This window comes from Aliiroseovarius sp. Z3, assembly GCF_029105185.1.
Lineage (GTDB): Bacteria > Pseudomonadota > Alphaproteobacteria > Rhodobacterales > Rhodobacteraceae > Aliiroseovarius.
In genome coordinates this window covers 12,830-36,290 of sequence record NZ_JAFMZK010000003.1, presented here as the reverse complement: position 1 = coordinate 36,290, position 23,461 = coordinate 12,830, and the positions used below count along the sequence as shown (strand labels likewise).

25 protein-coding genes and 1 pseudogene are annotated in these 23,461 nt (G+C 56.5%); 13 read left to right on the top strand and 13 right to left on the bottom strand.

Translation table 11 applies throughout. The annotated features are described in order from the left end of the window. Positions 1 to 156 precede the first annotated feature (156 nt). From J3R80_RS05795 to J3R80_RS05740, 12 genes are all read right to left on the bottom strand, one after another. On the bottom strand, positions 157 to 996 hold the full coding sequence (locus J3R80_RS05795; RefSeq protein ID WP_275392821.1) for a M48 family metalloprotease: 840 nt from the start codon (positions 994 to 996) through the stop codon (positions 157 to 159). A 403-nt stretch (positions 997 to 1,399) separates the two neighbouring features. Further along, positions 1,400 to 2,029 carry a hypothetical protein gene (locus tag J3R80_RS05790; protein WP_275392820.1) on the bottom strand — a complete coding sequence of 210 codons (630 nt, stop codon included), beginning with the start codon at positions 2,027 to 2,029 and terminating at the stop codon, positions 1,400 to 1,402. Then, entirely contained in the window at positions 1,914 to 2,489 is a 576-nt protein-coding gene (locus tag J3R80_RS05785; protein ID WP_275392819.1) for a hypothetical protein, read from the bottom strand. The genes J3R80_RS05790 and J3R80_RS05785 overlap by 116 nt, the downstream gene beginning before the upstream one ends. A gap of 219 nt (positions 2,490 to 2,708) precedes the next feature. After that, positions 2,709 to 3,998: an L-fuconate dehydratase gene (locus tag J3R80_RS05780; protein WP_275392818.1), complete on the bottom strand. Its 1,290-nt coding sequence runs from the start codon at positions 3,996 to 3,998 to the stop codon at positions 2,709 to 2,711. After that, a complete protein-coding gene (locus J3R80_RS05775) occupies positions 3,998 to 4,840 on the bottom strand; it encodes a fumarylacetoacetate hydrolase family protein (RefSeq protein ID WP_275392817.1) in 843 nt (280 codons plus the stop codon). The genes J3R80_RS05780 and J3R80_RS05775 overlap by 1 nt, the downstream gene beginning before the upstream one ends. Positions 4,841 to 4,859: 19 nt before the next feature. Further along, positions 4,860 to 5,609 (bottom strand): SDR family oxidoreductase, encoded by a 750-nt coding sequence (locus tag J3R80_RS05770; protein ID WP_275392816.1) that lies wholly within the window; start codon positions 5,607 to 5,609, stop codon positions 4,860 to 4,862. 5 nt (positions 5,610 to 5,614) lie between these two features. Next, positions 5,615 to 5,947: an L-rhamnose mutarotase gene (locus J3R80_RS05765; RefSeq protein ID WP_275392815.1), complete on the bottom strand. Its 333-nt coding sequence runs from the start codon at positions 5,945 to 5,947 to the stop codon at positions 5,615 to 5,617. Next, on the bottom strand, positions 5,944 to 7,056 hold the full coding sequence (locus J3R80_RS05760) for a mandelate racemase/muconate lactonizing enzyme family protein (RefSeq protein WP_275392814.1): 1,113 nt from the start codon (positions 7,054 to 7,056) through the stop codon (positions 5,944 to 5,946). The genes J3R80_RS05765 and J3R80_RS05760 overlap by 4 nt, the downstream gene beginning before the upstream one ends. A 4-nt stretch (positions 7,057 to 7,060) precedes the next feature. Further along, positions 7,061 to 8,155 (bottom strand): sn-glycerol-3-phosphate ABC transporter ATP-binding protein UgpC, encoded by a 1,095-nt coding sequence (gene ugpC, locus J3R80_RS05755; protein ID WP_275392813.1) that lies wholly within the window; start codon positions 8,153 to 8,155, stop codon positions 7,061 to 7,063. A 4-nt stretch (positions 8,156 to 8,159) separates the two neighbouring features. Then, entirely contained in the window at positions 8,160 to 9,023 is an 864-nt protein-coding gene (locus J3R80_RS05750; RefSeq protein ID WP_275392812.1) for a carbohydrate ABC transporter permease, read from the bottom strand. Between the two features lie 5 nt (positions 9,024 to 9,028). After that, complete coding sequence (locus J3R80_RS05745) at positions 9,029 to 9,922, bottom strand: sugar ABC transporter permease (RefSeq protein WP_275392811.1); 894 nt, start codon at positions 9,920 to 9,922, stop codon at positions 9,029 to 9,031. A 69-nt stretch (positions 9,923 to 9,991) separates the two neighbouring features. Continuing rightward, positions 9,992 to 11,368: an extracellular solute-binding protein gene (locus J3R80_RS05740; protein WP_275392810.1), complete on the bottom strand. Its 1,377-nt coding sequence runs from the start codon at positions 11,366 to 11,368 to the stop codon at positions 9,992 to 9,994. 80 nt (positions 11,369 to 11,448) lie between these two features. Here J3R80_RS05740 and J3R80_RS05735 point away from each other — a divergent pair, with 80 nt between their 5' ends. From J3R80_RS05735 to J3R80_RS05725, 3 genes are read left to right on the top strand one after another with little or no spacing between them, the layout of a single operon-like run. Continuing rightward, positions 11,449 to 12,243, top strand: a complete 795-nt coding sequence (locus J3R80_RS05735) for an IclR family transcriptional regulator (RefSeq protein ID WP_275392809.1) — start codon at positions 11,449 to 11,451, stop codon at positions 12,241 to 12,243. A gap of 1 nt (position 12,244) precedes the next feature. Next, positions 12,245 to 13,267 (top strand): aldo/keto reductase, encoded by a 1,023-nt coding sequence (locus J3R80_RS05730; protein ID WP_275392808.1) that lies wholly within the window; start codon positions 12,245 to 12,247, stop codon positions 13,265 to 13,267. Next, a complete protein-coding gene (locus tag J3R80_RS05725) occupies positions 13,264 to 14,100 on the top strand; it encodes an amidohydrolase family protein (protein ID WP_275392807.1) in 837 nt (278 codons plus the stop codon). The genes J3R80_RS05730 and J3R80_RS05725 overlap by 4 nt, the downstream gene beginning before the upstream one ends. Before the next feature lie 288 nt (positions 14,101 to 14,388). Here J3R80_RS05725 and betI read toward each other — a convergent pair whose 3' ends face one another. Continuing rightward, entirely contained in the window at positions 14,389 to 14,967 is a 579-nt protein-coding gene (betI, locus tag J3R80_RS05720; RefSeq protein WP_275393255.1) for a transcriptional regulator BetI, read from the bottom strand. A gap of 36 nt (positions 14,968 to 15,003) precedes the next feature. Between betI and J3R80_RS05715 the strand changes: the two genes are divergently transcribed. From J3R80_RS05715 to J3R80_RS05670, 10 genes and pseudogenes are all read left to right on the top strand, one after another. Next, positions 15,004 to 15,396, top strand: a complete 393-nt coding sequence (locus tag J3R80_RS05715; protein ID WP_275392806.1) for an alpha/beta hydrolase — start codon at positions 15,004 to 15,006, stop codon at positions 15,394 to 15,396. Then, the gene (locus tag J3R80_RS05710; protein WP_275392805.1) at positions 15,330 to 15,980 is read left to right on the top strand and encodes a choline ABC transporter permease subunit; all 651 of its coding nucleotides are present in this window, start codon (positions 15,330 to 15,332) and stop codon (positions 15,978 to 15,980) included. The genes J3R80_RS05715 and J3R80_RS05710 overlap by 67 nt, the downstream gene beginning before the upstream one ends. 3 nt (positions 15,981 to 15,983) lie before the next feature. After that, on the top strand, positions 15,984 to 17,036 hold the full coding sequence (choV, locus tag J3R80_RS05705; protein WP_275392804.1) for a choline ABC transporter ATP-binding protein: 1,053 nt from the start codon (positions 15,984 to 15,986) through the stop codon (positions 17,034 to 17,036). Positions 17,037 to 17,072: 36 nt separating this feature from the next. Continuing rightward, positions 17,073 to 17,234, top strand: a pseudogene (locus J3R80_RS05700) (betaine-aldehyde dehydrogenase); the annotation flags it as partial. 12 nt (positions 17,235 to 17,246) lie between these two features. Beyond that, positions 17,247 to 17,726 (top strand): nuclear transport factor 2 family protein, encoded by a 480-nt coding sequence (locus J3R80_RS05695; RefSeq protein ID WP_275393254.1) that lies wholly within the window; start codon positions 17,247 to 17,249, stop codon positions 17,724 to 17,726. Between the two features lie 195 nt (positions 17,727 to 17,921). Continuing rightward, positions 17,922 to 19,118 carry a glycosyltransferase family 2 protein gene (locus tag J3R80_RS05690; protein WP_275392803.1) on the top strand — a complete coding sequence of 399 codons (1,197 nt, stop codon included), beginning with the start codon at positions 17,922 to 17,924 and terminating at the stop codon, positions 19,116 to 19,118. Positions 19,119 to 19,137: 19 nt separating this feature from the next. After that, positions 19,138 to 20,145 carry a lysylphosphatidylglycerol synthase transmembrane domain-containing protein gene (locus J3R80_RS05685; protein ID WP_275392802.1) on the top strand — a complete coding sequence of 336 codons (1,008 nt, stop codon included), beginning with the start codon at positions 19,138 to 19,140 and terminating at the stop codon, positions 20,143 to 20,145. After that, positions 20,142 to 21,086, top strand: a complete 945-nt coding sequence (locus J3R80_RS05680) for a glycosyltransferase (protein WP_275392801.1) — start codon at positions 20,142 to 20,144, stop codon at positions 21,084 to 21,086. Before J3R80_RS05685 ends, J3R80_RS05680 begins: the two co-directional genes overlap by 4 nt. A gap of 1 nt (position 21,087) precedes the next feature. Beyond that, positions 21,088 to 21,714, top strand: a complete 627-nt coding sequence (locus J3R80_RS05675; RefSeq protein WP_275392800.1) for a class I SAM-dependent methyltransferase — start codon at positions 21,088 to 21,090, stop codon at positions 21,712 to 21,714. 91 nt (positions 21,715 to 21,805) lie between these two features. Further along, positions 21,806 to 23,221, top strand: coding sequence for a glycosyltransferase family 39 protein (locus J3R80_RS05670; RefSeq protein ID WP_275392799.1), 1,416 nt, complete (start codon positions 21,806 to 21,808; stop codon positions 23,219 to 23,221). The last annotated feature ends 240 nt before the right edge of the window (positions 23,222 to 23,461 follow it).

Genomic DNA, 23,461 nt, shown 5'->3' with positions numbered 1-23,461 from the left:
CAGTCGTTGAGTACCGTCTGCTTTACAATACGCTTCTAGTTGAATGCCAATCGCATAGCGCGCCAACACCTGAAACTATGTACTCCACATATTGGGTACACAAGGGGCTTCGGGTTATTGATTGACCCAGACAGCCCCTTTTTTGTCTAGCCTGAGTTACTTTCGCGCTAGTGCCCGTTGTGCCTTGATCTGCTCCATCGTTGCGATCACGATCTCCATCCGTTTTTCGTCTGCCGGGTGGGTGCCCCAGAACGACAACTGACCGGCAGAGGACCGCGCTGCCTCGTCCCGCGCGAAGAATTGTGCACCTTTTACAGGGTCATAGCCTGCAGCTGCCGCTATGCGTGTGCCGATCATGTCGCTTTCCAGCTCATAGGTCTGCGAAAAGGCCCTTTGCCCCAAGGCGGCGCCCAAACGGACCGAGTTGTCTACGCTGTTGGGGTCGTAGTAGGCCCCCACCGATGCCGCCTGCGCATTCCCATAGGCCGCGATGGCCCCAAGGATCAGTGCGCCCGCCATCGCCTGCTGTTCGCCCTTCTGGATGTGTTGACCGATCAGGTGTCCGTATTCGTGGCCCATGACAAAAGCCACCTCATCGTCACTTGCAGCATCGCGCAGTATCGGAACCGAGAATCGGATGACAGGTTTTTGATTGTTTTTCTCCAGGTAAGTGAAATAGGCGTTCCGCACCTCCATCTCGGTGTCAATCTCGATCCGAACGTTGCAATCTATGTTTTTGCCTTGCGCCAATTCCGTTTCGCACAGTTTTCGTGCGACGGGCTGTACCCGCCGCGCCACACGGTGAAATCGTGCGGTGCCGGTGGACGGGCTGGCCAGCGTGCGGGGCGGTGCTGACTTCGCTTGGGCAAAAAGGCTGTTCGCCCGGCTTGTCACAGTCTCGTTGACCTTTGGCATCTCATACGTCGTTCCGCAGCTGATAAGCACCACGGAAGTGGCAAACATGGCGATCAATTGAGCCGTGCGACGTTGGGGCATTCAGTATTCCTTTGGTTGGATTGTCAGGTTGTGCAATCTAAAGTCCTCACACCGATCTTTACGTGTGTTTCTTCAATAACATCTAAGATAGCGTGTATAGTGTCGGCGGATTGACACTGTGTTTCGTATTCAGAAACGAAGGTGATAACGAAATGGGAAACGGGAGCGGTGTGGTTTAGCGATTTGACTGTTCATGATCGTTTGCGGTGTTAGAGCGTATTGCTGCACTCCCGAGTAATTGGAATTGATACAGTCTCGTTGGTAGGTTTTTTATCTCCGCCATTGACCCTCACATAAGATAAGCGCCCTATGTAACATTACATAAGGCGCTTTGTTTGTTCTGACCGTTCCTATGTAATGTAAGATTAAGTAGGCGCTTGGTGGGCCGGCCCCTAAGTATACGTTACGTAGTCGGCGCGCCCGCTTCCCGCACAAACACATACCGGTCCTTGGCGTCCTGCAACTGCTTGGCGGATCGTTCGGGGTTGTCGCTGGCGGCAGCGGTCATGCGTTCGGCAATGCTGTTGAACGCAGTGGGCAGTTCTTCGTGGTTCCACCCTTCCAGTGCCGCCATGGTGATGCAGGTTCCTGTGACCTGTTTCAGCAGGTTGGCGATGTGTTCCGTGCGGTGGACCTCTTTCATCGGGTTGGGGTCCGCCCCGCTGCGCATCTCGGTCAGGTCGTCATTCATCTCGGCACAGACCACGTCCCAAAGCGGATGATTGGGCCAGCGGGAACGGTTCGTGTCGGACGGGTCCGGCTCGGTGTATCGGACCAGCTCACCCGATGATCGGCACAGGTCGCCGTAGCGGTCAAAGAACTGTTCCCATGTGCGTATGCCCCAGCGGTCTTTCAGAAGGTCTTTGCCCGCGCGAAACTCGACCCGCCAGACTTGGTTCTGCTTGGCCTTGGCGGGGTCAGGTGTCAGGGGGCCGGTGGGGCTGTCCCTTATGTAAGGTAACCGCCGCGTTCGTGTTCGCCAGACCGTTACGTAACGTATGGTTCCAGATGTCCCACCAGTGGCTCTTGCCACGGGCGATGACCTCAGACCGCTTGTTATAGATAATGACCTGCCGGTTTGCGACGCTGCCCGCTGTCACAGACGATACCCAGCCCGACTTGCCATGCACGGCAATATCATCCTGCGCGACATGGTCCCGCCGCCCGGTGGAACTGTGCATGACCAGATGGTCCGGTTTCAGCGTCAGGCCGTTTGCCAACACATCCACGCAGAAATCCGCCCGTGATATGCTTACATCATCCGGGCCAAAGCGGATACCCAGACGGTCCAGAACACGCTCACAATGCGCCTTGGCCGCGCCCAGACCATACATGCTCATAAAGAATGACCCGAAGGTGATCCGAATGCCCCACTTGTCGCGCGCATTGGGTTTCTTGATCGCCCAGCTTGCGCCTTCCGACCCTCCGTCCAGCAAGAAGCGATAGCCTTTCCCGCCATAGGGCTTGGCAGACGACCCAAAGCAGCCGTCCAACGGCCTCGTGTGTTTCCGCAATGCGGCCCGCCGAAGCTGCCGTTCGCTGCGGATGCAAAGTCGCAGGCCAACATAACCTGCGGATCGCGGGGTAATCCGGACTTTCGCCGCAACCATCACCAATGATTTCTTTGTTGATAACAGGCCTCTCAAACCAACGTGAGCTCCGAATAACCGTCGTGACGGCAGGCGACGAGAACTTCCGGCCCGACCTTCCGTTTACTCAGCCACAAGATGGTATTCATACCTGAATTCGCGAAGTGTTTCGGGCTTCATCTGGATCGAAAACCCCGGCGCTGAGGGAGCCAGGTAGGCGCCATTTTTGACCACACAGGGGTCTATGAAGTGTTCGTGGAGGTGATCTACGAACTCGATACGCTTCGAGTCTTTTTCGCCAGTGATCGCAACGTAGTCGATCATCGAAAGATGCTGGACATATTCGCATAAGCCCACCCCGCCAGCATGCGGCCACACCGGCAGATCATACTTGGCGGCCATCAGTTGAACCGCAAGCACCTCGTTCAAGCCACCAAGGCGGCAACTGTCTATTTGGACGAAGTCAATCGCTCCATTTGCGATAAACTGCTTGAACAGTATGCGATTTTGGCACATTTCGCCGGTGGCGACTTTGATCGGCGCAATGGCATCACGAATTTTGCGATGACCGATCACGTCATCAGGGCTGGTTGGTTCCTCGATGAACAATGGCCGGGCAAAGGCCAGCGCATTCACCCAATCAATTGCCTGGTCAACCTCCCAAACCTGATTGGCATCAATCATGATATTCATGTCTTCGCCCAGTTCTTGGCGGGCAATCGTCAGGCGACGGATATCGTCGTCCAGATTATGCCCCACCTTGAACTTGGTGTGGGTGAACCCGGCGTTTCGTGCTTCACGGCAAAGCCGCCGCAGCTTATCGTCCGAATAACCAAGCCAGCCCGCCGATGTGGTGTAGCACGGATAGCCTTCGGCCTTGAGTCGGGCGATCCTTTCCAATTTTGCCGGTTCTGCGGCCTTCAGGATATCAAGCGCCTCGGTTTCCTTCAGAACATCCGTCATGTAGCGAAAATCGATCAGGTTCACGATCTCTTCAGGGGACATTTCCCCGACCAGAAGCCAGACCGGTTTGCCCGCTTCTTTCGCTATCAAGTCCCACATCGCATTGACCACAGCGCCGGTGGCCAGATGGATCGCACCCTTGTCGGGGCCAATCCAGCGCAGTTGGCTGTCGCCGGTGATATGGCGCCAGAAGCGGCGCATATCCTGACGCACCCAATTGATATCCAGCCCGACCAGAAGATGTCGCATGGCGTTGATGGCGGCCACGCAAATCTCGTTGCCGCGTCCGATTGTGAATGTCAGCCCGTGGCCTTCATGCGCCCCGTCGGTCTCCAGCACCACGTAGGCCGCTGAATAGTCCGGGTCGGGGTTCATCGCATCCGATCCATCCAAACTGTCGGAGGTTGGAAAGCGAAGGTCATGGGTCGATATGTTGGTGATTTTTGTCATCAGCCCGCCACAACATTCTGCTTCTGGACACCCAAGCCTTCGATCCCCAACTCTATCTTATCACCGGGTTTGAGATAGGTTTCCGGCGTCTGGCCAAGTCCGACGCCCGGGGGCGTCCCGGTCGAGATCACATCACCGGGCTGAAGGCTCATGAATTGCGACAAATGCGACACAACGGTCGCCACGCTGAAGTGCATCGTTTTGGTCGATCCATCCTGATAGCGATGACCGTTGACCTCAAGATACATCGGCAGGTTCTGCGGATCGGGCACTGCGTCGCGTGTCACCAGCCACGGGCCGATTGGGCCGAACGTGTCGCAGGATTTGCCCTTTACCCACTGGCCCGAACGGTGGATCTGGAAGTCGCGTTCGCTCAGGTCATTCACCACGCAATAACCTGCAACATAATCCAGCGCGTCCTCGACCGAGACGTATTTGGTGTGTTTGCCGATCACCACACCCAATTCGACTTCCCAGTCAGATTTGACCGAGGTTCGCGGGATTTCCACATCGTCATTGGGACCACTGATGGCAGAGGTCGCCTTGAAGAAAATGACCGGTTCCTCAGGCAATTCCATTCCGCTTTCCGCCGCGTGATCCGCATAGTTCAATCCGATACAGATGAATTTGCCCACACGACCGACACAGGCGCCGATGCGGGGGGCGCCGTCAACCAGTGGCAAGGTCGATGGGTCGATCTCGCGCAGTTGCGCAATGCTGTCATCCGCCAGCACATCTCCGGCGATATCATCGACTACTGAAGACAGGTCACGAATGTTTCCATCCGGGTCCAGAAGACCGGGTTTCTCTGCGCCCAAGGGGCCAAATCTCAAAAGCTTCATGTGTTGGTCTCCTTGAGGGTTAGATGGACCAGCCGCCGTCAATGGCGTGGGTTTGCCCGGTTGTGAAGGCGCTGTCGTCGCTGGCAAGATAGAGCGCCAGTGCCGCGATCTCTTCGGGGGTGCCGATGCGTCCCATAGGCTGCCGCGCGATAAAGTCGCTGAGTGCCTGGTCGTAATTGCCCGTGGCGCGTAGGCGACCATGCATTGAAGGGCTGTCGACCGTCCCCGGACAGATGGCGTTGCAACGAATACCGCGTGTCACATAGTCAGCGGCGACGGATTTGGTGATACCGATCACCGCAGCCTTCGAGGCACAATAGGCAAAGCGGTTGGGTACGCCTTTCAAAGACGACGCCACCGACGACATGTTGATGATTGACCCGCCGCCCTGATCCAGCATGTCGGGCAGAGTGAGCTTGATCAGCCGGTACATCGCTTTGACATTTAGATCAAAGCTGAAATCCCAGTCCTTTTCGGTGCATTCCAGGATTGTGCCATTGGCAACATAGCCCGCGCAGTTGAACAGGACGTCCAGCGTGCCCATGTCGGCCACTGCGGCCTCAACCGCGTCTGCGTCGGTCACATCAAGTTTTAGCGCGGTAATCCCGTCAATCGCATCCAGTTCTGCTAGAGCATCGTCGTTGATGTCGCTGGCAATGACCTGCGCGCCTTCAGCGGCCCAAAGTTCAGCTGTTGTGCGTCCGATGCCTTGGCCAGCAGCCGTGATCAGTGTTTTTTTTCCGGCCAAGCGGCCCTGTTTCTCGGTCATATCTCTCAATCCGTGTGAAATACTTCTTCCATCATCGACCATTGTTCGCCCGTCGCACGTGTCGCGAGCGGGGACTGGCAGGGGTCGGTGTGCGTCCACCATTCCCGTGTTCTCGGATCCTCGGCCATGCGGGCCATATCGCCCTCAAAATCCGTGCCGTGATATTCCCAATAGCCAAACAAGAGGTTCTCTGGCTCGCGCAGGAAAATCGAGTAGTTGCGAATATTGCTGCCTTTGATCTGAGCCAAAACATCGGGCCAAACAGCGGCGTGCAACCGCTTGTAGTCGTCAATCTTGTCGGGTTTGACCCCAATGATCATGCCCATACGTTGCATCATGAAGCCTCGGTGATTGTTTTGGAAATCAGGGATTTAGCGGATATCACCTCCCAATCCCAGCGAATGCCAAGGCCCGGTTCTTCCGAGGGTATCGCGTACCCGTCCGAGATTTGCATCGCCTCTGTCGTGACGCTGTCCAGCTGCGGAATATATTCCAGCCATTTGGCGTTCGACACGGCGCATACCAGCGGTAGGTGCAGTTCCATCAGGAAATGCGGGCAGACCATGATATTGAAGGCTTCAGCCATATGCGCGACTTTCAGCCAGGGCGTGATGCCCCCAACGCGGGCCACATCGACCTGAACGATGCTGGCCGCAGCGGCATGCAAATAGTCTTTGAACTGGCTGAGCGAATACATGCTTTCGCCCACGGCAATCGGGACCGATGTATGGCGGGCAAGCGCGGCGTGGCTGGCGACGTCATCGGCGGGCAGGGGTTCTTCAAACCAACCGACGCCATGATCCTCAAGCATGCGCGCGCGCCGGATGGCTTCTGACAGTGTGAAGCTTTGATTGGCGTCCGTCATGATCTCATAGGCGTCGCCAACGGCCGCGCGCACGGCGCCAAGGCGTGCCGCATCTTCGCTGACATGTTCACGACCGATCTTGACCTTGGAGCCTTTAAAGCCCTTGGCCTGCATTTCCAGCGCGTCATCCGCCAGTGCCTGGGTTTCCAGATGCAACCAGCCGCCTTCGGTGGTGTAAAGCGGGACACGGTCGCGGCTTCCACCGGCTGCCTTCCACAACGGCAGGTTGGCCTTCTTGCATTTCAGATCCCACAATGCGGTGTCAATCGCTGCCAGCGCAAGCGAGGTGATCGCCCCCACCGAAGTGGCATTGGTCAGGCGCAGAAGATCACGCCAGATGCCGTTGATCCGATCAGGGTCACGCCCAATCAAGGCCGGGGTCAGCGTGTGTTCCAACAGCGCCATGACCGACGGCCCGCCAGTGCCGATGGTGTAGCTATAGCCGGTTCCGACCGCCCCATCACTGTCATAGATCGTCACCATGGGGGTTTCCTGGCTAACGAATGACTGAATGGCATCGACCCGTTTCACTTTGGGAACGAGGTCGATCATCTGTAGCTCTATTCGGGTAATCTTTGCCATGACCTTAACCCCGGATGGCTTCTGCGCTGGCGGCATCAAACACGTGGCATTTATCCAGCATCAACTGAAATTTCAGAACCTCACCGGGCCGGACCGGGCGCGGGTTCAGCATCTTCGCCTGTACTTCGTTGCCCGCAATTTCAGTGAACAATACGGTTTCTGTACCCAATGGCTCCGTCAGCGTGACTTTCAGCTCCAGATCGGCTTTTTCGCCTTCTTCCTGAACCGAATGCCCCACGGGCATCAGATTGTCCGCACGGAACCCGAATTTCACATGTTGCCCGTCGCTGATCAATCCACGCGCTGCGGCGGGCACCGGAACGCTCAAGCCGCCGTAAAGCTCGATTGTTTCAGCGCCCACCACTTTGCCGTCGACCAAATTCATCGGGGGTGAGCCAATGAACGTCGCAACGAACGTGTTATTCGGTTTGTTGAACAGCTCCAGCGGTGTTCCAACCTGAACAATATGCCCGTCCTGCATCAACACGATGCGGTCGGCCAGGGTCATGGCTTCCACCTGGTCATGCGTGACGTAGATAATCGTGTTGCCGACCCTTTGGTGCAGCTTCTTGATCTCAACCCGCATCTGTGTCCGCAGTTTTGCGTCGAGATTTGACAGCGGCTCGTCAAACAGGAACACATCCGGGTGGCGCACGATGGCGCGCCCCATCGCAACGCGTTGACGCTGACCACCAGACAACTCGGCGGGCTTGCGATCCATCAACTCGTTCAGGCCCAGAATTTCTGCGGCCTCGTCCACCGCCTTGGCAATCGCGGCCTCATCGGCCTTGGCAATCACCAACGAGAAACCAAGGTTTTCGCGTACAGTCATATGCGGATAAAGTGCATAGTTCTGGAACACCATCGAGATGTTGCGCTCGCGCGGTGGCAGATCATTCACGACCCGGCCCGCGATGGTCACTTCGCCATCCGAGATATCTTCGAGCCCGGCAATCATCCTGAGCGTTGTCGACTTGCCGCATCCTGATGGGCCAACCAGCACGACGAACTCGCCATCATTGATGGCAAGATTGATGCCGTGCACAGCCCGGTGTTTGCCGTAGTATTTGACAACATTGGAAAGAGTAACTTCGGTCATGGTCTTATCCTTTGACGCCGCCGAATGTGAGGCCGGCAATCAGGTGTTTCTGTACGATGAAGGTAAGGACCAGCGCTGGCACGATCATCAACACCGCAAGCGCACACATCCCCCCCCAGTTGATGGTGAATTCGGCCGTGAAGTCGAGCAGACCCACTGGCATGGTCTTGGACCCCACCGATCTGGTCAGTTGCGAAGCCAGCGCAAATTCGTTCCACGAGGTGAGGAAGGCGAAGATCGCAGCCGAGGCAACGCCAGAGCGCGCCACAGGGAACTCAACCCGCCAAAAGGCTTGCCACCGGGTGCAGCCGTCGATCTCGGCGGCTTCGTGAAGCTCTTTGGGGATCTGGCGGAAGAACCCGTCGGTCAGCCAGATGGTGAACGGCACATTCATCGCGACATAGACAAGGATCAGTCCGAAATGGGTGTCGATGATCCCGACTTTCGCGAAAACGATGAACAGTGGCAGCGACAGAGCGACACCCGGCACCGCACGAAACAGCATCAACCCCACAAAGTAGCCAGCCTTGCCCTTGAAGCGATATCGGGCAAAGGCATAGCCGCCCGACATCCCGATCAGAATAGCAATCAAGGTCGAGACCACGGACACGATCAACGAATTGCGGAAGTAGGAGAATACCGGCACGCCGCCTTCGCCAGTACCTCCAAACATCGCACGGTAATGGTCCAGCGTGAACGAAGGTGTCCAGACCGGTGGCTTCGCCATGATCTCGACCGTTGGACGGAACGAGTTTAACACGATCCACAAGCCGGGGATGCAGATAATGGCCATGGTCAGGAACAGCGCGATGAAATGCAGGGCTTTCAGGGCGCGTTTGCGATTGCGGTGGGTCAGATTGCGATCCATTAGACTTATCCTGCCATGCCAATTTGGCCGCGTGCAGCGCTGAGTTTGCGGAAAAAGTAAACGGTGAACAGGATCGACAGGATGATCGAGACATATCCCATCGCGTTCGCCAGTCCCATGCGGGCGTCGACATAGCCTGTGCGGCTCATCAAGGTCCACAGAAGCTCGGTCCGCCGCGCTGGACCGCCGCCTGTCATGATTTGCACGATGTCATAGGCCCGCGCCACATCCAGCGAGCGAATGGTCATAGCGATATAGATAAAGGGCATCAGAAAGGGCAACGTGATGTGGCGGAAGGTCTGCCAAGCGGTGCAGCCATCGACCTTGGCGGCTTCCAATGGATCGCGCGGCATCGCAAACAGCCCGGCCAGGATCAGGATGGCGAAGACGGAAGTGCTCATCCATATCTCAGCAAAGATGATCGAGAACATCGCAAGCTTGCCGTCCACCAGCCACGGCAGCGCGGCATCAGAGCCAAGGGATTGCAGAACATTATTCACCAGACCGATATTGTCATTGAAGATGAACTTGAATTGAAACCCGACAAGGATCGGCGAAAACATCATTGGAAACATCAGGATGGTGCGTAGCGTGCGCTGACCCCATGTGACCTTGTTCATCATCAGCGCAATGCCAAGGCCCAGCAGAAGCTCCAGGTTCAGCACGATGGTCAGGAACAAGACGGTGCGCCCGAATGCCGACCAGAACTTGGCATCGGACAAAATCTTCTCGTAGTTGAAGGTTCCGACCCATTTCCACAAGGTTGACGGTCGCGTGAGCTTGTAGGGTGTGAAGCTCGAGTAGAGCGAGAAAATCAGAGGGATCAGCACGACTGCGGCGATCACGATGAACGCAGGCAACAGAAGGACGAACCACTCGGGCAAGCGGCGGCGGGTCATTGTACACCTAACTGTGGCTGGAGTGTGTGTCTCGGGGGCGGCCAGAGCCGCCCCAGTTCGATGTCGTACTTAGTAGTAGCCGGACTCTTGCATCAATTCGTCAACCGCTGCGGCGGCATCGTCCAATGCTTCCTTGACGGTTTTATCGCCAACGATTGCGGCCTGAAGCTCTGGGAACACCAGGTTGGTGCTTTCGCCCCATTCCGGGATCGGCGGTACGGCGAAGGCGTATTTGGCCCCTTCTGCAAAAGCCGCCAGACTTTCAGCGCGGAAGGCATCATCACCCGCCTTGGCAGCGGCCACGTTCGCTTCCCAAACCGCCGTCCGCGTTGGCAGGGAACCACCCGCGCTTTCGGCCAGCTGGCTTTCTTCGCTGGTCAAGAACATGACAAGGGAGGCAGCGGCCTCTTTATTGGCGCAGTCACTTGTGACCGAGAAACCGTGGTGGCCCGACCAACCCGTGCGCGTCACCGATCCCATCGGTTGAACAGCCACACCGACATTGCCAGCCGCTTTCGAACTTTCAGGATCGTTGAAGAAGCCAGCCCAGCCCGGCCAGTCAAGGTTTAATGCCACAGTGCCGGACGCAAAGCCCTGCCCCAGATCATCCCAGACATAACTTGTAGTGCCAGCGGGGACGGCCTTGGCGGTATACAGATCCACGAACCACTGAAGGGCGCGTTGACCGGCGTCAGAGTTGAAGATCGGCTTCTTGTTTTCGTCAAGGTAGTTGCCACCCTCCGCGACAACCATCTCGTAGAAGCGGCCAACAATGGCTTCGTCCTTGCCCGCATATTGCGTGCCATAGAAATTAGGCGGATCGGCAAAGAACATCGCCTGATCCTTGACCTGCTCCCACGTGTCCGGCACAGCCAGATCATAGCCATATTCAGCTTTGAACGCAGCCGCCTTGTCGGCATCTTCATAGTTCGATTTCAGATAGTACAGAACCGAAACGTCAAACTGCGCACGTGGCAGCATCAAAAGCTCGCCGCCAACGGTCGAGGCATTGATGTTACCCTCTACAAATTCCGCAATGGTCTCGGCGGGAACCAGTTCATTCAAGTCTACATAGAGACCTTCATATTGCGGCGCAAATGACGAGTGGTTTGAACCTACACACCAGGAGGTGGTTCCAGCCGCCATGTCCGATTTGATTTCCTTGTCGATTTCAAAGTGGCTCTTCTTTGAAATGATATCGACCTTGGCACCGGTGGCCGCTTCCCAATCGGCGATGCGCGCATAAAGACCTTCGTACTGCTCGCCTCCGATGAGTTTCGCCTCAATCGTCACGCCTTCGAAGCTCCCCCAATCCTGCGCGACCGCCGATTCGGCAACCGCGATCATCGCTGTGCTCGCAAGCAAGCCCTTTAAAACGTTAATTCTTTTCATTTCTTCCTCCCATGGCGCGAAGTTGAGTTCGCCATCCATTCGTATGTAAAACATTTATTTATCAATAAATCAAGCTTGACTTCATGACCGAGTTGATCAGACTGTAAGGAACCAGAATTTCAGAAAGTACGCCCATGGATGATGCAGGCGACAAGTATCGCGCTCCCGCCCTGGAAAAAGGCTTGGATATCATTGAGTTGCTGGCCAACCACGGAGAGGGGATGACACAGCGTGAGCTGGCGCGGTCCCTTGAACGGTCGCCCAACGAGATTTACCGGATGCTGTCCACGCTGGTACGCCGCGGATATGTCATCAGGTCTACGTCAGGCGATCATTATTCGCTGAGCCTCAAGATGTTCTCCATCAGCCAGCGGCACCCGCCGATCGGTCGCGTTATCGAGGCCGCTTTGCCACGGATGCGTGCGCTTACACGGAAGGCTTGGCAGTCTTGTCATATGGGTATGGAAAGCAATGGGGACATCGTGATTGTCGCCACGGCTGAATCACCTGGCAACTGGGGGCTTGCGCTGAAGACGGGGACAGTTGTTGGGTTGTGGAACACTGGCACAGGACGTGTTCTGGCTGCGTTTCGTTCCCCGGAAGAGATCGACGATCTGATTGCACAGCACAGGCGCGCCGCCGGTGAACCCGAACTGGACCGCGCAGAATTTGACGCACACCTCGCGCGCATCCGCGACGTGGGATATGAAAAAATGCCATCCGCCACCGCCGTTGGCGTCACCAATATCGCGTTCCCGGTGTTCAGCCCGTCGGGCAACGTCGTCGCTGCATTGAGTTGCCCCTATCTTGAGCGTGTCGATGACCTTGTCGTCCCGACTTTGAACGAAATTGCCGAAAGCTATCAGGCGTTGGCCAACGAACTCACATCGCTATACGGCGGCACCAACCCATTCCAGAACGGCTCATGACATGTTGAAGCTTCGCACACGCCCCGTGGGCAACACCGACCTCCGCCTGTCCACGCTTGGGTTCGGCGCGGCCCCGTTGGGGGGGCTGTTCGATGCCGTCGACGACACGGAAGCCGCGCAGACCCTTGCCGCTGCCCTGACCGGCGGAATGCGCTATGTCGACACCGCTCCCTTCTATGGCTTTGGCCTGTCCGAGCGCCGGGTGGGTGATCAGCTTCGCGGGAAAGACATACAGATTTCCACGAAAGTCGGCAGGCTGCTCGCCCCCGGCGCTGCTTCCGACCCGGCGGCTATGGGCTGGCCTGACGCGCTGCCATTTCATCCGGTCTATGATTACAGCTACGATGGCATCATCCGCTCATTCGAGGACTCGCTTCAACGTCTTGGTCTTGATCATGTGGATATCCTCTATGTGCATGACATTGGGGAAATGACCCACGGCCCTGACAATCATCTTCACTTCAAAGATCTGGAACAAAGTGGTTACAGGGCGCTGGATGAGCTGCGTCGCTCGGGTCGTGTGAAAGCGATCGGGCTGGGTGTGAACGAAACCCAAGCCTGTCTTGACGCCCTGAACATCGGAGATTGGGACGTCTTTTTGCTGGCAGGGCGCTACACTCTGCTGGAGCAAGAACCGCTTGATGACCTGTTTCCCGAATGCGCAGCCCGCGGCGTTTCGATCGTCGTTGGTGGCCCCTTTAACTCGGGTATACTTGTCGGCGGCGACACCTGGAACTATGGCGCAGCTCCCGATCACATCCTGACCCGTGTTCGAGAGCTTTCCGACATCTGCAAAAGCTTTGACGTACCCCTACCCGCCGCTGCGCTTCAGTTTCCACTGGGCCACCAGCTGGTTTGCTCTGTCATTCCCGGATTGCGCAACCGCGCGGAGCTTTCGGACACGATCGGCTGGCTCACGTGTGCCGTTCCCGACGAATTGTGGCGGGACTTGAAAGACCACGACCTGCTTCACCCCGCCGCCCCTATCCCTTCGATGTTACCATTCACCGAGGTCACATCATGAAGATCGACACACACCAGCATTTCTGGAAACTTGACCGTGGCGACTATGGCTGGCTGACCCCAGACCTTGCCCCGCTATACCGGGATTTCTTGCCAGAAGATCTGGAGCCTTTGCTGAAAGCCAGCGGCATCAGCGCGACGATCGTTGTCCAGGCCGCCGATAGCGAAGCGGAAAGCGAATATCTACTATCACTCACGGATCGTTTTGACTGGATCATTGGTGTGGTTGGCTGGGTCGATCTGGAGGCGCAAACCGCCGTCTCCAGCATCGAAAGACTGGCGCAGCATCCCCGACTTGTCGGGCTGCGTCCCATGATCCAAGATCTTGCGGACGATGCATGGATGTTGCGTGATGCTTTACGTCCCGCGATTACCGCTATGGTCGCCCACAACCTGACGTTCGACGCACTGGTTATGCCGCGTCATTTGGGCCATCTGAAAACGTTCCTGACCCGCTATCCCGACCTAAGAGTTGTGATCGACCATTGCGCCAAACCGGAGATCCGCAACGACGCGTTCGAGCCTTGGGCCACGCAAATGACAGAGCTTGCAGACTTTCCGAACGTGTTTTGCAAGCTTTCAGGTGTGGTGACCGAAGCTCGCGAGGATTGGACGCCTGACGACCTGAAGCCGTATCTCGCGCATGTTTGCAGGCAATTTGGCTGCTGCCGTGTTCTTTTTGGCAGTGATTGGCCTGTGGTCAATCTGGCGTCCAGCTACGAGCAATGGCATGAGGTTTTCCAGTCTTTCAATCAGATCGACGGTGGGCAGGACCGGCTTTCGCCTGATGTCGCGCAACGAGCCTATCCGCGCATTTCACTATCGCTCTTGTAACGATTCTATGCTGGCCAAACATCCCGATCGCTGGTTCCGGGCAAAGATAGGATGTCTGTATCGAACCATACTCCGCCGCCTCCCAAGCACCCATTCGTGCATCGCGTGGTATCAAGACATCTGGGTTCTCAGCGGTCATGCGGTGGCGCAGCGATGATCACAAAGACCAGCCAAACCACCCTCTGACAACGGCCCAAACCTGCCATTCGCCATCACCCCCAACGCCGCGGCGCAGCATTCGGAAATCCGCCCTACGTCCTTCGAGCAGAATACGCAGTTGCAACATTCTCATCTTGTCTTTGGCGAACTTGCGTCCGTGTCATCAGGAAAGTGAAGTCCCACGACACCTTCAATCTGGACTATCGCCTCCTCCCGGTTTAGCCCGCCAATCTGAAGACCGCATCGCAGCCACAGTCGGTCGATCAAAAGGCTGACCGTGTGAGCCACCGACTTGGCCTCGGTTTCGGATGCGCCCGTATCTTTCAAGGCCGAATAGAGGTTCGTGTTCAAACGCCGGTATATCGCCGTCTGCAACCGCTGAAACTGGGGGTTGTGGGGCACCTCGGCGCACATGGCGATCCAACCGTGCGCCACCTCTGCATGAAATGTTGTCGGCGAGAAGTTCGCCTCGACGACGGCATAGAACCTTTCCCATGGAGTTTCCGCAAGATTCAGGAAGGCCACCGCCTCCAGTCGCAACATTGTATTGGCGCGACGCAGTGCGGTTTCGATCAGATTCTGCTTGTTTGAGAAGTAGTGAAGCACGCTGGCCTTGGACACGCCCGTGTGTTCCGCGACTCTTTGCAATGTGGTGCCTTGCATTCCGTGCGAGGACAGCACCTCGAACGCCGCCGTGACAACCGCGATGCTGGAAGGTCATTTCATTGCGGCCCTGATATTGACATGGCAGCCGTCGACATGCTCGACGGAAACCCCGCTGCATCGACGCCTCCCTACACGCTGTTCGACATGCGCGACGACGTATTGCGTTGCGTGAATGCCCTCGAAATCGAACACTTTGCGTTACTTGGGTTTTCGATGGGTGGGATGATTGCCCAACTGGTTGCCGCCGAGACTGGCGATCGCGTGACCGGGCTGATCCAGATTTGCAGCAGCGGCGGAGAGGCCACGCTGCCGACATCGAACAGTGGTTGGACGCGCATACTTCGCACAGCTCAGCCATTCAAATCCGAACAGGCGCTTCTCGAGTGGCTGGCCGAGGGCCTGACATGGAATGGCTGGAGTCACAAAAAATACCAATCGGCAATTGGGCCAGAGCCTTTGTCGATTGGCTGACTGACAACTTCTTCTGGTTCTTCGATGGTCTTTCGGCCGTGTTGGAGGCGATCATCCTCGCCCTGCTGTGGCTGCTTCAGGCGCCACATGCATTTGTCGTGATCGCCGTTATCACCAGCTTGTCGTGGGTCGTGCGCCGGTCGGTCGGCTTCACTGTATTCACCGCCCTGGGCCTGTTGTTGATCGTCAATCAGGGCTACTGGGTGGAAACCACCGAAACACTGGCGCTGGTCTTTGCGGCGGCGGTTGTCTGCATGGGCGTCGGGGTGCCGCTTGGCATCGCGGCGGCACGTCGGCCCTGGCTGCACCGGATCATGGAACCGATCCTTGACCTGATGCAAACAATCCCGACATTCGTCTACCTGATCCCTGCGCTGCCCCAGATCATGGCCGGGCTGACACAGACCATCATGTTGTCCCTGTCCATGGTCGTCATCGCCGCGCTCGTAGGCGCTGACGGCCTCGGTGTGCCAACGCTCAGGGCCTTGAATTCCGTCAACATTGCGAAGGGGTTCGAAGTCGGCATCGCGATTGTTCTGGTTGCCATTATCTTCGACCGGATGTTCAAGAGAAGGAGCACGTAAGCAATGTCCGATACGATGGTGCAATTCGACAACGTGAACATTGTCTTCGGCAACAAACCCGAAACGGCACTGCCAATGATGGATCAGGGCATGTCACGGGCGGAGATTCAGGAGAAGACCGGCCAGGTGCTGGGCGTCCACAACTGTTCAATCGACATCAAGAACGGTGAAATCCTCGTTTTGATGGGCCTGTCCGGATCGGGAAAATCAACCCTGTTGCGCGCCGTCAATGGCTTGAACCCGGTGGTCTGTGGCAAGGTGCAGGTGGCAACTGGCAGCGGGTTGGTCGATGTGGTGCAGGCCTCCGAGAGTGAGTTGCGCGCTAACCGACGCGACAGGATCGGTATGGTCTTCCAGCAATTCGGCCTGCTGCCTTGGCGAACCGTGATCGACAACGTGGCCTATGGGCTCGAAGTGGCGGGCATCGACAAGGACGTGCGATACCGCAAGGCACGCGAACAGCTTGAACTGGCTCATCTTCAGGACTGGGCGGATCGCGAGGTTCAGGAACTGTCCGGCGGGATGCAGCAGCGGGTCGGGCTTGCCCGCGCCTTTGCCGCCGAAGCGCCGATACTTCTGATGGACGAACCCTTCTCGGCTCTGGATCCGCTTATCCGTAACAAGCTGCAGGACGAGTTGTTGGAGTTCCAACAGAAACTCGGACGCACCATCATCTTCGTCAGCCACGATCAGGACGAGGCGCTAAAGATCGGCTCGCGCATCGCCATCATGGAAGGCGGGCTGATCGTGCAATGTGCCGAACCGCAGGATATCGTCCTGAACCCCGCCACGCCCTATGTGGCGGAATTCGTGGCCCACATGAAACCGCTGAACGTTCTGCGCGCAATGGAGATCATGGTGGCTGTGGATGAACCCATTGCCAGCGACGCCCGCACCATCCCGGACACCACGCCCCCGAAAGACGTCATCTCGATGCTGATCGACGAGCAAAGCGATATCGTGGTGATCAGTGCAAATAGGCCGGTCGGCAAGATCGACATCAAGGCAGCGCTGTCATGCCTGCTGAGAACCCAGCAATCCGGGGCTGCGGCCTAGCGCCGCGCTTACCCCGGAGTTTTCAACTTGCTGGCACAACCCATCAGGAAACGACTGGTAATCGACGCCAGCTCGCGTGTCGATGCGCTGGAATACTTCGGAGGGCTGACCGGCAGTTGGACCGGCGAACACATCCAGATTGGCGAAAACTGGGTATACACGCGGCGCGAACCGCTCGCGCTTCACGTCGGGATCGGGACGTAGAACTAACTGAAACAGGACCACTGGTCAGACGACGAGACCCGGAATGCGGCTGCCGTTGTCAAATTCTTTCAACGGCTCATGAACGACCATGACTTCGATCACGTGCTGCGCACCTATCGCGAAGGTCCCTACATCCAGCACAACAGGGCGATCCCGCCAGAGATTTCCGGTGTGGTCGGTTATGTGAAAACACTGACGAAGCGTTTCCCGGGCTACAGTTATGACGTCAAACGGATCATTGCGAGCGGCGACTTTGTCGTGCTTCACAGCCACGCAACGTTGAAAGCGCAACACCGGGGGAACGAACGGAAGGGCTTTGTCATATCGGACACGTTCCGCTTGGAAAACGGGCAGTTGCGCGAACACTGGGATGCAATGCAAGCCATAGATATGCTTACAAGATTCCTGATGCTTCTGACAGGAGGGAGCGTCGCCAACGATAACCCCACCTTCTGGACAACAACACCTTGCCTAACTGAACGCTGATTTGACTCTCTCCACACAAAAAAGCAGACAGTCGATTGCGGCGCGACCTCAGTTACATCGCGTTCTCGAAACAAAGGTGCAACCTCAGCCCGTAAACCTTTAATTGGTACCATTCCCGCCCCAATCTCGACACAAGAATTCGCAGTATCGGAAACGAATTGTTTCGAGATTTAGCGTTTAGCGAGTGAGGGGCTCATGCAAAATCAAACCATTTCGGTCGCTTTTGTCCTGCCGTGCTTGAATGAGGCAGCCACCCTGGAAAAGTGCATTCTTAGAGCGAAAGAGGCTCTGGATGGAGTTCGGGAAAAATACGGCCTCTCCGGTGAGGTGATTGTTGCGGACAATGGAAGCGACGACGGCAGCCAAGATATCGCACTGGGCGCAGGCGCGCGGGTTGTGCATGTGTCCGAACGTGGCTACGGCGCGGCCTTGATCGCCGGGTTTGGCGCTGCGAAATCGCAATACCTGGTGATGGGCGATAGTGATTGTTCCTATGACTTTGTTGAAGCTGTTCCGATGATTGGGGAGCTGTTGAATGGTGCAGATTTGTGCATGGGCAACCGGTTTCGTGGCGGCATAAAGCCCGGCGCAATGCCATGGAAGAACCGTTACATCGGTAATCCGGCGCTGTCTGGTATTTTGCGGATTCTCTTCAAAACCGATATTGGTGATGCCCATTGCGGCTTGCGCGCCCTGACCGCGCCTGCGTTGGAGCGCCTCAACCTGTCGTCTACGGGTATGGAGTTTGCGTCTGAGATGCTTCTGAAATCGGTCTTGCTGGATTTCAAGATCGCGGAAGTGCCGGTCACACTATCCCCCGATGAGCGTGGCCGCCCGCCGCATCTGAACCCTTGGCGCGATGGGATGCGGCACCTTATCTACATGCTTTTGCTGAGTCCAAGCTGGCTTTTCATGGTGCCGGGCGTCACGCTGGGCCTGCTGGGGTTTGTCATGATGGCAGCCTTGCTGATTGCCGGGGGTGATGAGCTCGTGCAGATCGGCGGGATATTCTTTGGTAGCCACTGGGCTGTTATGGCCAGTGCCGCAATGATCATTTCCGTGCAGACCATAGCCATGGGGATGTTTGCTCAGCTTTATAATTACAAAGAGCTTATCAGGCGTCCCAGCAGGCGTGCTTTGGCCTTTCTCAACGCGTCGCGGCTTGAATACTGGCTCTTGGCGGGCATGCTGTTGATTGCAGGCGGATTGGCTTGGATCAGCACCATTACGTTCGGCTGGATCGCATCGGACTATGCCGGCCTCAGCGCGATGCGGGCGATGATAGCGGCCGGAACGATGTGTGTGATAGGCGCGCAGGTGTTCTTTTCCGGTTTTCTGATGTCGGTGGTTTCTGGAAACCGCTCCCGGCATCAGTTCGCGATAGGTGAATAATCAAATCAGGCATAACAACATGATGAGGGGTGCAAACATCATCGAAGGAGCCGAGACAAAACAGAGCCGGGTCTGGATGGTGTTGTTGATCACAGCTGCTGCGGCCCTGGGATTGATCGCTCTTTTCCTGGGCAGCGGGGCGTCTTTCGCTGACTTCATAGCCTTGTGCGTCCGCATCCCGCTTTGGACCTATGTTGCCATTGCCTTTGCACAAGCGGCAATCGTCATCTTGGCGGCTGTACGCTGGAGAATGTTGCTGAAAGCCGTGTCGCCTCAGGGGCAGACCCTGTCTTTGCGGCATGCGACCGCGGCGACAACATTGGCCGCGATCGCAGGGCAAATACTGCCAATCCAGCTTTGCACCCCGATCATTCGCGCCTGGTTTGCGTCACGTTTCGATATCCCGATCATGCGGTCACTGGGCACATCGGCTTTGGAGCAGACATTTCAACTTCTCGTACTGGTCAGCGCAGCCGTTCTGAGCTTTTTGTTTTTGGTGCCAACGGTTGGCTGGGTGTTTGATGCGATTGTCCCGATCCTTGTTTTGGCCGCCATGGTTGTCTTCGTGAGATTTGCCATTCAACTTGCATCGAAACTGCTGGCAAGTATCGCGGATCAAGGTGCGTCACTTTTGGCCCGAACTGCCACCCGCCTGCGTCTGGGTTTTGAAAGAGCTGCGCAGTTGCCGGACCGCATCCTGACGTCAGTCACCGCGCTGAGCCTTCTTGGCTACGCCTTCCTTGCCGCACTGAATGTCTTGCTGCTCAACGCCATTACGGGCGTGGACATCCTCCCTCTTCTGATTGCCTATCCTTTGGTGTTGTTTCTGATGTCACTGCCCGTGTTCCCTGGTGGACTTGGAGTGGTGGAAGTGACTTGGGCGGGCGTGCTTGCGCGCGAAGGCCTGCCGTTTGATCAAGCGGTCGAGGCTGCTTTGGCGCTCCGGGTGACCTCAACCCTAGGGTTCTTCCTGATTGCACCGCTTCTGCTCGCGGGCCTCTACCCCCCTAAGCGGAGTGCACCATGACACAGGCTTGGCTTTCTGTGATCATGCCTGTCTTCAACGGTGGCACGACGCTTGGTGCGGCGCTGTCATCCCTTGTGGGACAATGCGACGGGCTCGAGATCATTGCCATCGACCAAGGATCAACCGATGGAAGTCGCCAGATTCTGGAGGAAGCGCAAGACCGTCTTCCGATCCGGATCATCGACAATCCTGACGGCAGCTCGTGGACAGAAAACACAAATATCGGCCTGCGTGAGGCACACGCACCGCTTATCACAATGTTGCACCAAGACGATATCTGGTTGCCCGGGCGTGCGGCTCTTCTAAGAGACATCAGCACCCAGCATCAGGAAGTCGACATCTGGGTGCATGGTGCTGATCTTATCGACGCACAGGGGAAAACCGTCGGACAGATGTGCCCGCCATTTGGGAATGTGCAGTGTGTCGTATCTTCCGAAGAGGCGCTTTCGCACCTGATCGTGCAAAACACCCTGGCGCTGCCAGCAGTCATGTTCCGACGCAACGCCGCGTTGCGAAAGGGTGGTCTTGATGAAGAACTTTGGTACACGGCAGATTGGGATCTTTGGCTGAACCTCGCGCAGAATGGATTGGCCTGGGATCCCACACGTGCCTCGGCGTTTCGGATTCACGGAACATCCCTGACCATAACCGGATCGCGAGACTTGCAATCCTTCAAACGCCAATTGGAAATACCGCTCGACCGTCATCTGGCGCATTTACCGGATCGGCTGGCGACACGCGCCCGAAAGCGCGCGGAAGCGGCGAACGCGCTCAACGTCTGCTTGGCAGGCCTGCATCATCGAAATTTGCGTGGTGTTGCTTCAGCACTACGAGCATTTTTTTTGCTCGGCCCATTCGAATGGCGCGATTTTTTCACGAGCACTCAGATAGTGAACAGATTGGTACCCCGGCTGAAGCTGGGGCTGAAAAGAGGAATATGACATGGGTTCGATTGGAGCAAGTGTACGACGCGCTTTTGGTCCTTATGAGAGGCAAGTCTCGGAACTATACCGCCGTATTTTCATCGACTTAGAGAACCTGGCGGACTGCATCCAGAACTGGTCAGACCCGACCGCAATCTGTGAAATCGGGTGCGGAGAAGGCGCATTGGCAGAACGTCTGTGCAGGGATTTCCCTGATGCGTCCTATCTGGGTATCGACATTATCCCACATTTGGGACGCATGTATGAAGGGGACCGCGCCGAGTTTCGCCAGATCGACGCTCAGGATCTTGCCGAAGAGCGCGCCGGGCAGTTTGATCTGATAGTGATAAACGATGTCATGCACCACGTGCCGGGCGCGATCCGTGCGGATATCCTGGAAGCCGCAAAGAAGCTGCTGATGCCAGGCGGCGTTCTGGTATTCAAAGATTGGCTGAAACGGAAAACACCGATCCATGCAGCCTGTTACATTGCCGATGTTCACATTGGCGGCGACAAGAATGTGGCCTACATGGCTATGGAAGAGCAGTTGGATCTGATCACATCGGTTTTCGGACCCGGTGCAATCGTAGCAGAAAAGTCGATCAAACCCTGGTCACAGAACCACGCGTTCAAAGTTGTCAAATAGGGCACAAGGGATGACAGCACTTGCCCGCATCCTGCCGACAGGCATTAGCCAAGAACGACGGCTATCACTTGCGATCAGGTTATTTGTGCTTATGAAAGTCGCCATTCTGCTTGTGCTGGCGGTCAATACACGTTTCGTGATGGATGAATTCTGGCACTTTACGCAGCCGGTGTATCTGTTCGACGGTACGTTCGAGACGATCTGGCCCAAAAAAGCGGTCGGATACGCACTTTTTTACGAGCTTTCGCACCTGATTGGCTGGGATGCCAGCTCTATGTTGATGACGGGCCGACTGACCACAGCATGCCTCGCATTGGTGCTGACCTGGTGCATCTATCGGTGCGCCCGTGCCTTGGGATATGAGCGCGTCACGGCTATTTTGGCCGTGGCGCTTTTGCTTAGCTTCAGCAACTTTATCGAGCGTGGGTTTCGCCTCAGATCCGAGCCACTTGCGACTGCATTTGCAGCTTTGGCCGTGTTGGTCGTCATTCGGTATGAAGCCGACCGCGCCAAAACCCTTTTGATCGCCGGCCTGCTTTGTGGACTTGCGTTCGTGACGACACAGAAATCGGTCTATTTCAACTTCGCCTTGGGGGCCGCACTGGTAGTGGATGCAATTTGCATGCGTTCTGTCACGCGCGCGATCAAGCGCGGAGGGCTGCTTGTTCTGGGTTGGGCCGTCGCTATAATTTTCTATGGTGCCCTGCTTGGCGGCCCGGCGATGTTACAGGTTCTGGAGGTTCTGTTCCTGGGACCAGTCGAACTTGCCCGCTACGGCGGTAGCTACTATGAAGGGCTGGACGCTTATGTCTGGCAAACGCTTTTGCGTAACCCATTGCAATATGGATTGGTTGTCGTTGGGTTCCTTCTGTCTGTCACCCATCTTCGCAAACTCGACGGTGCCGCTCGTATATTCCTTGTTTACACGACCTTGCTCACCGCACTTGTTTTCTTTCACAATCAGACATGGCCATACGTGTTCACCATGGCATTGCCATTCTTGGCGGTCTACGGCGCTGCAGCAGTAACCCATTATCTACAGCATTCAAAAAGACGGGCCGCGATCATACAGGGAATTCTGATGGCCATCGCCATACAGAGCACTGTTCGAAATGTGCAGTACCTGAATCATGACAACCACGCTCAACTGGCGCTTGTTCGGTTCGCAGAGGCGCAGCTTGGGAAGGACGACACCTATTTCGACGGCATCGGCATGATCCCCAGCCGCCGCATGGAGCCCCGCCTTTGGCTCGATGCCCAAGGCGTCCGCAAAACCAGGGACGAAGGGCAGAGTTCCGACCTCTACAGTGCGCTCCTGGGTGCTGAACCGCATCTTGTGATTTCAACCTATCGCACAGACAGTTTGGGCGAAGTGTTCACCTCTGTTCTAGAGGCCAAATACGGTTTTCTGTCGCCCCATATCATGCTGCCCCTCGAAACCAACCCAAAGCTCTCACCAGCAAAGATCGAGCGTGCCCCGCTTTTCAACGGCGTCTATGACGACTAAAGCGCCTTCCGATCATGCGTCCCCTGCGCTTCGACGACCGTCGTTTCGGAAAATGGGACGTCGGGTGAACGTGATCAGTGTAAAGGCGGATCAAGGCTCGACCGGGGCGGGCTTGTTCGAAGCGCTCTACGGCGAGGCACCAGACTGGCATACTGCGGGTTGGCGAGAGCTGGTCGTATTCTCATCCTGAGTGTTGCGACCGATATCTGTTCCGTGAGGGTGCCACTAGGTAGGACACTG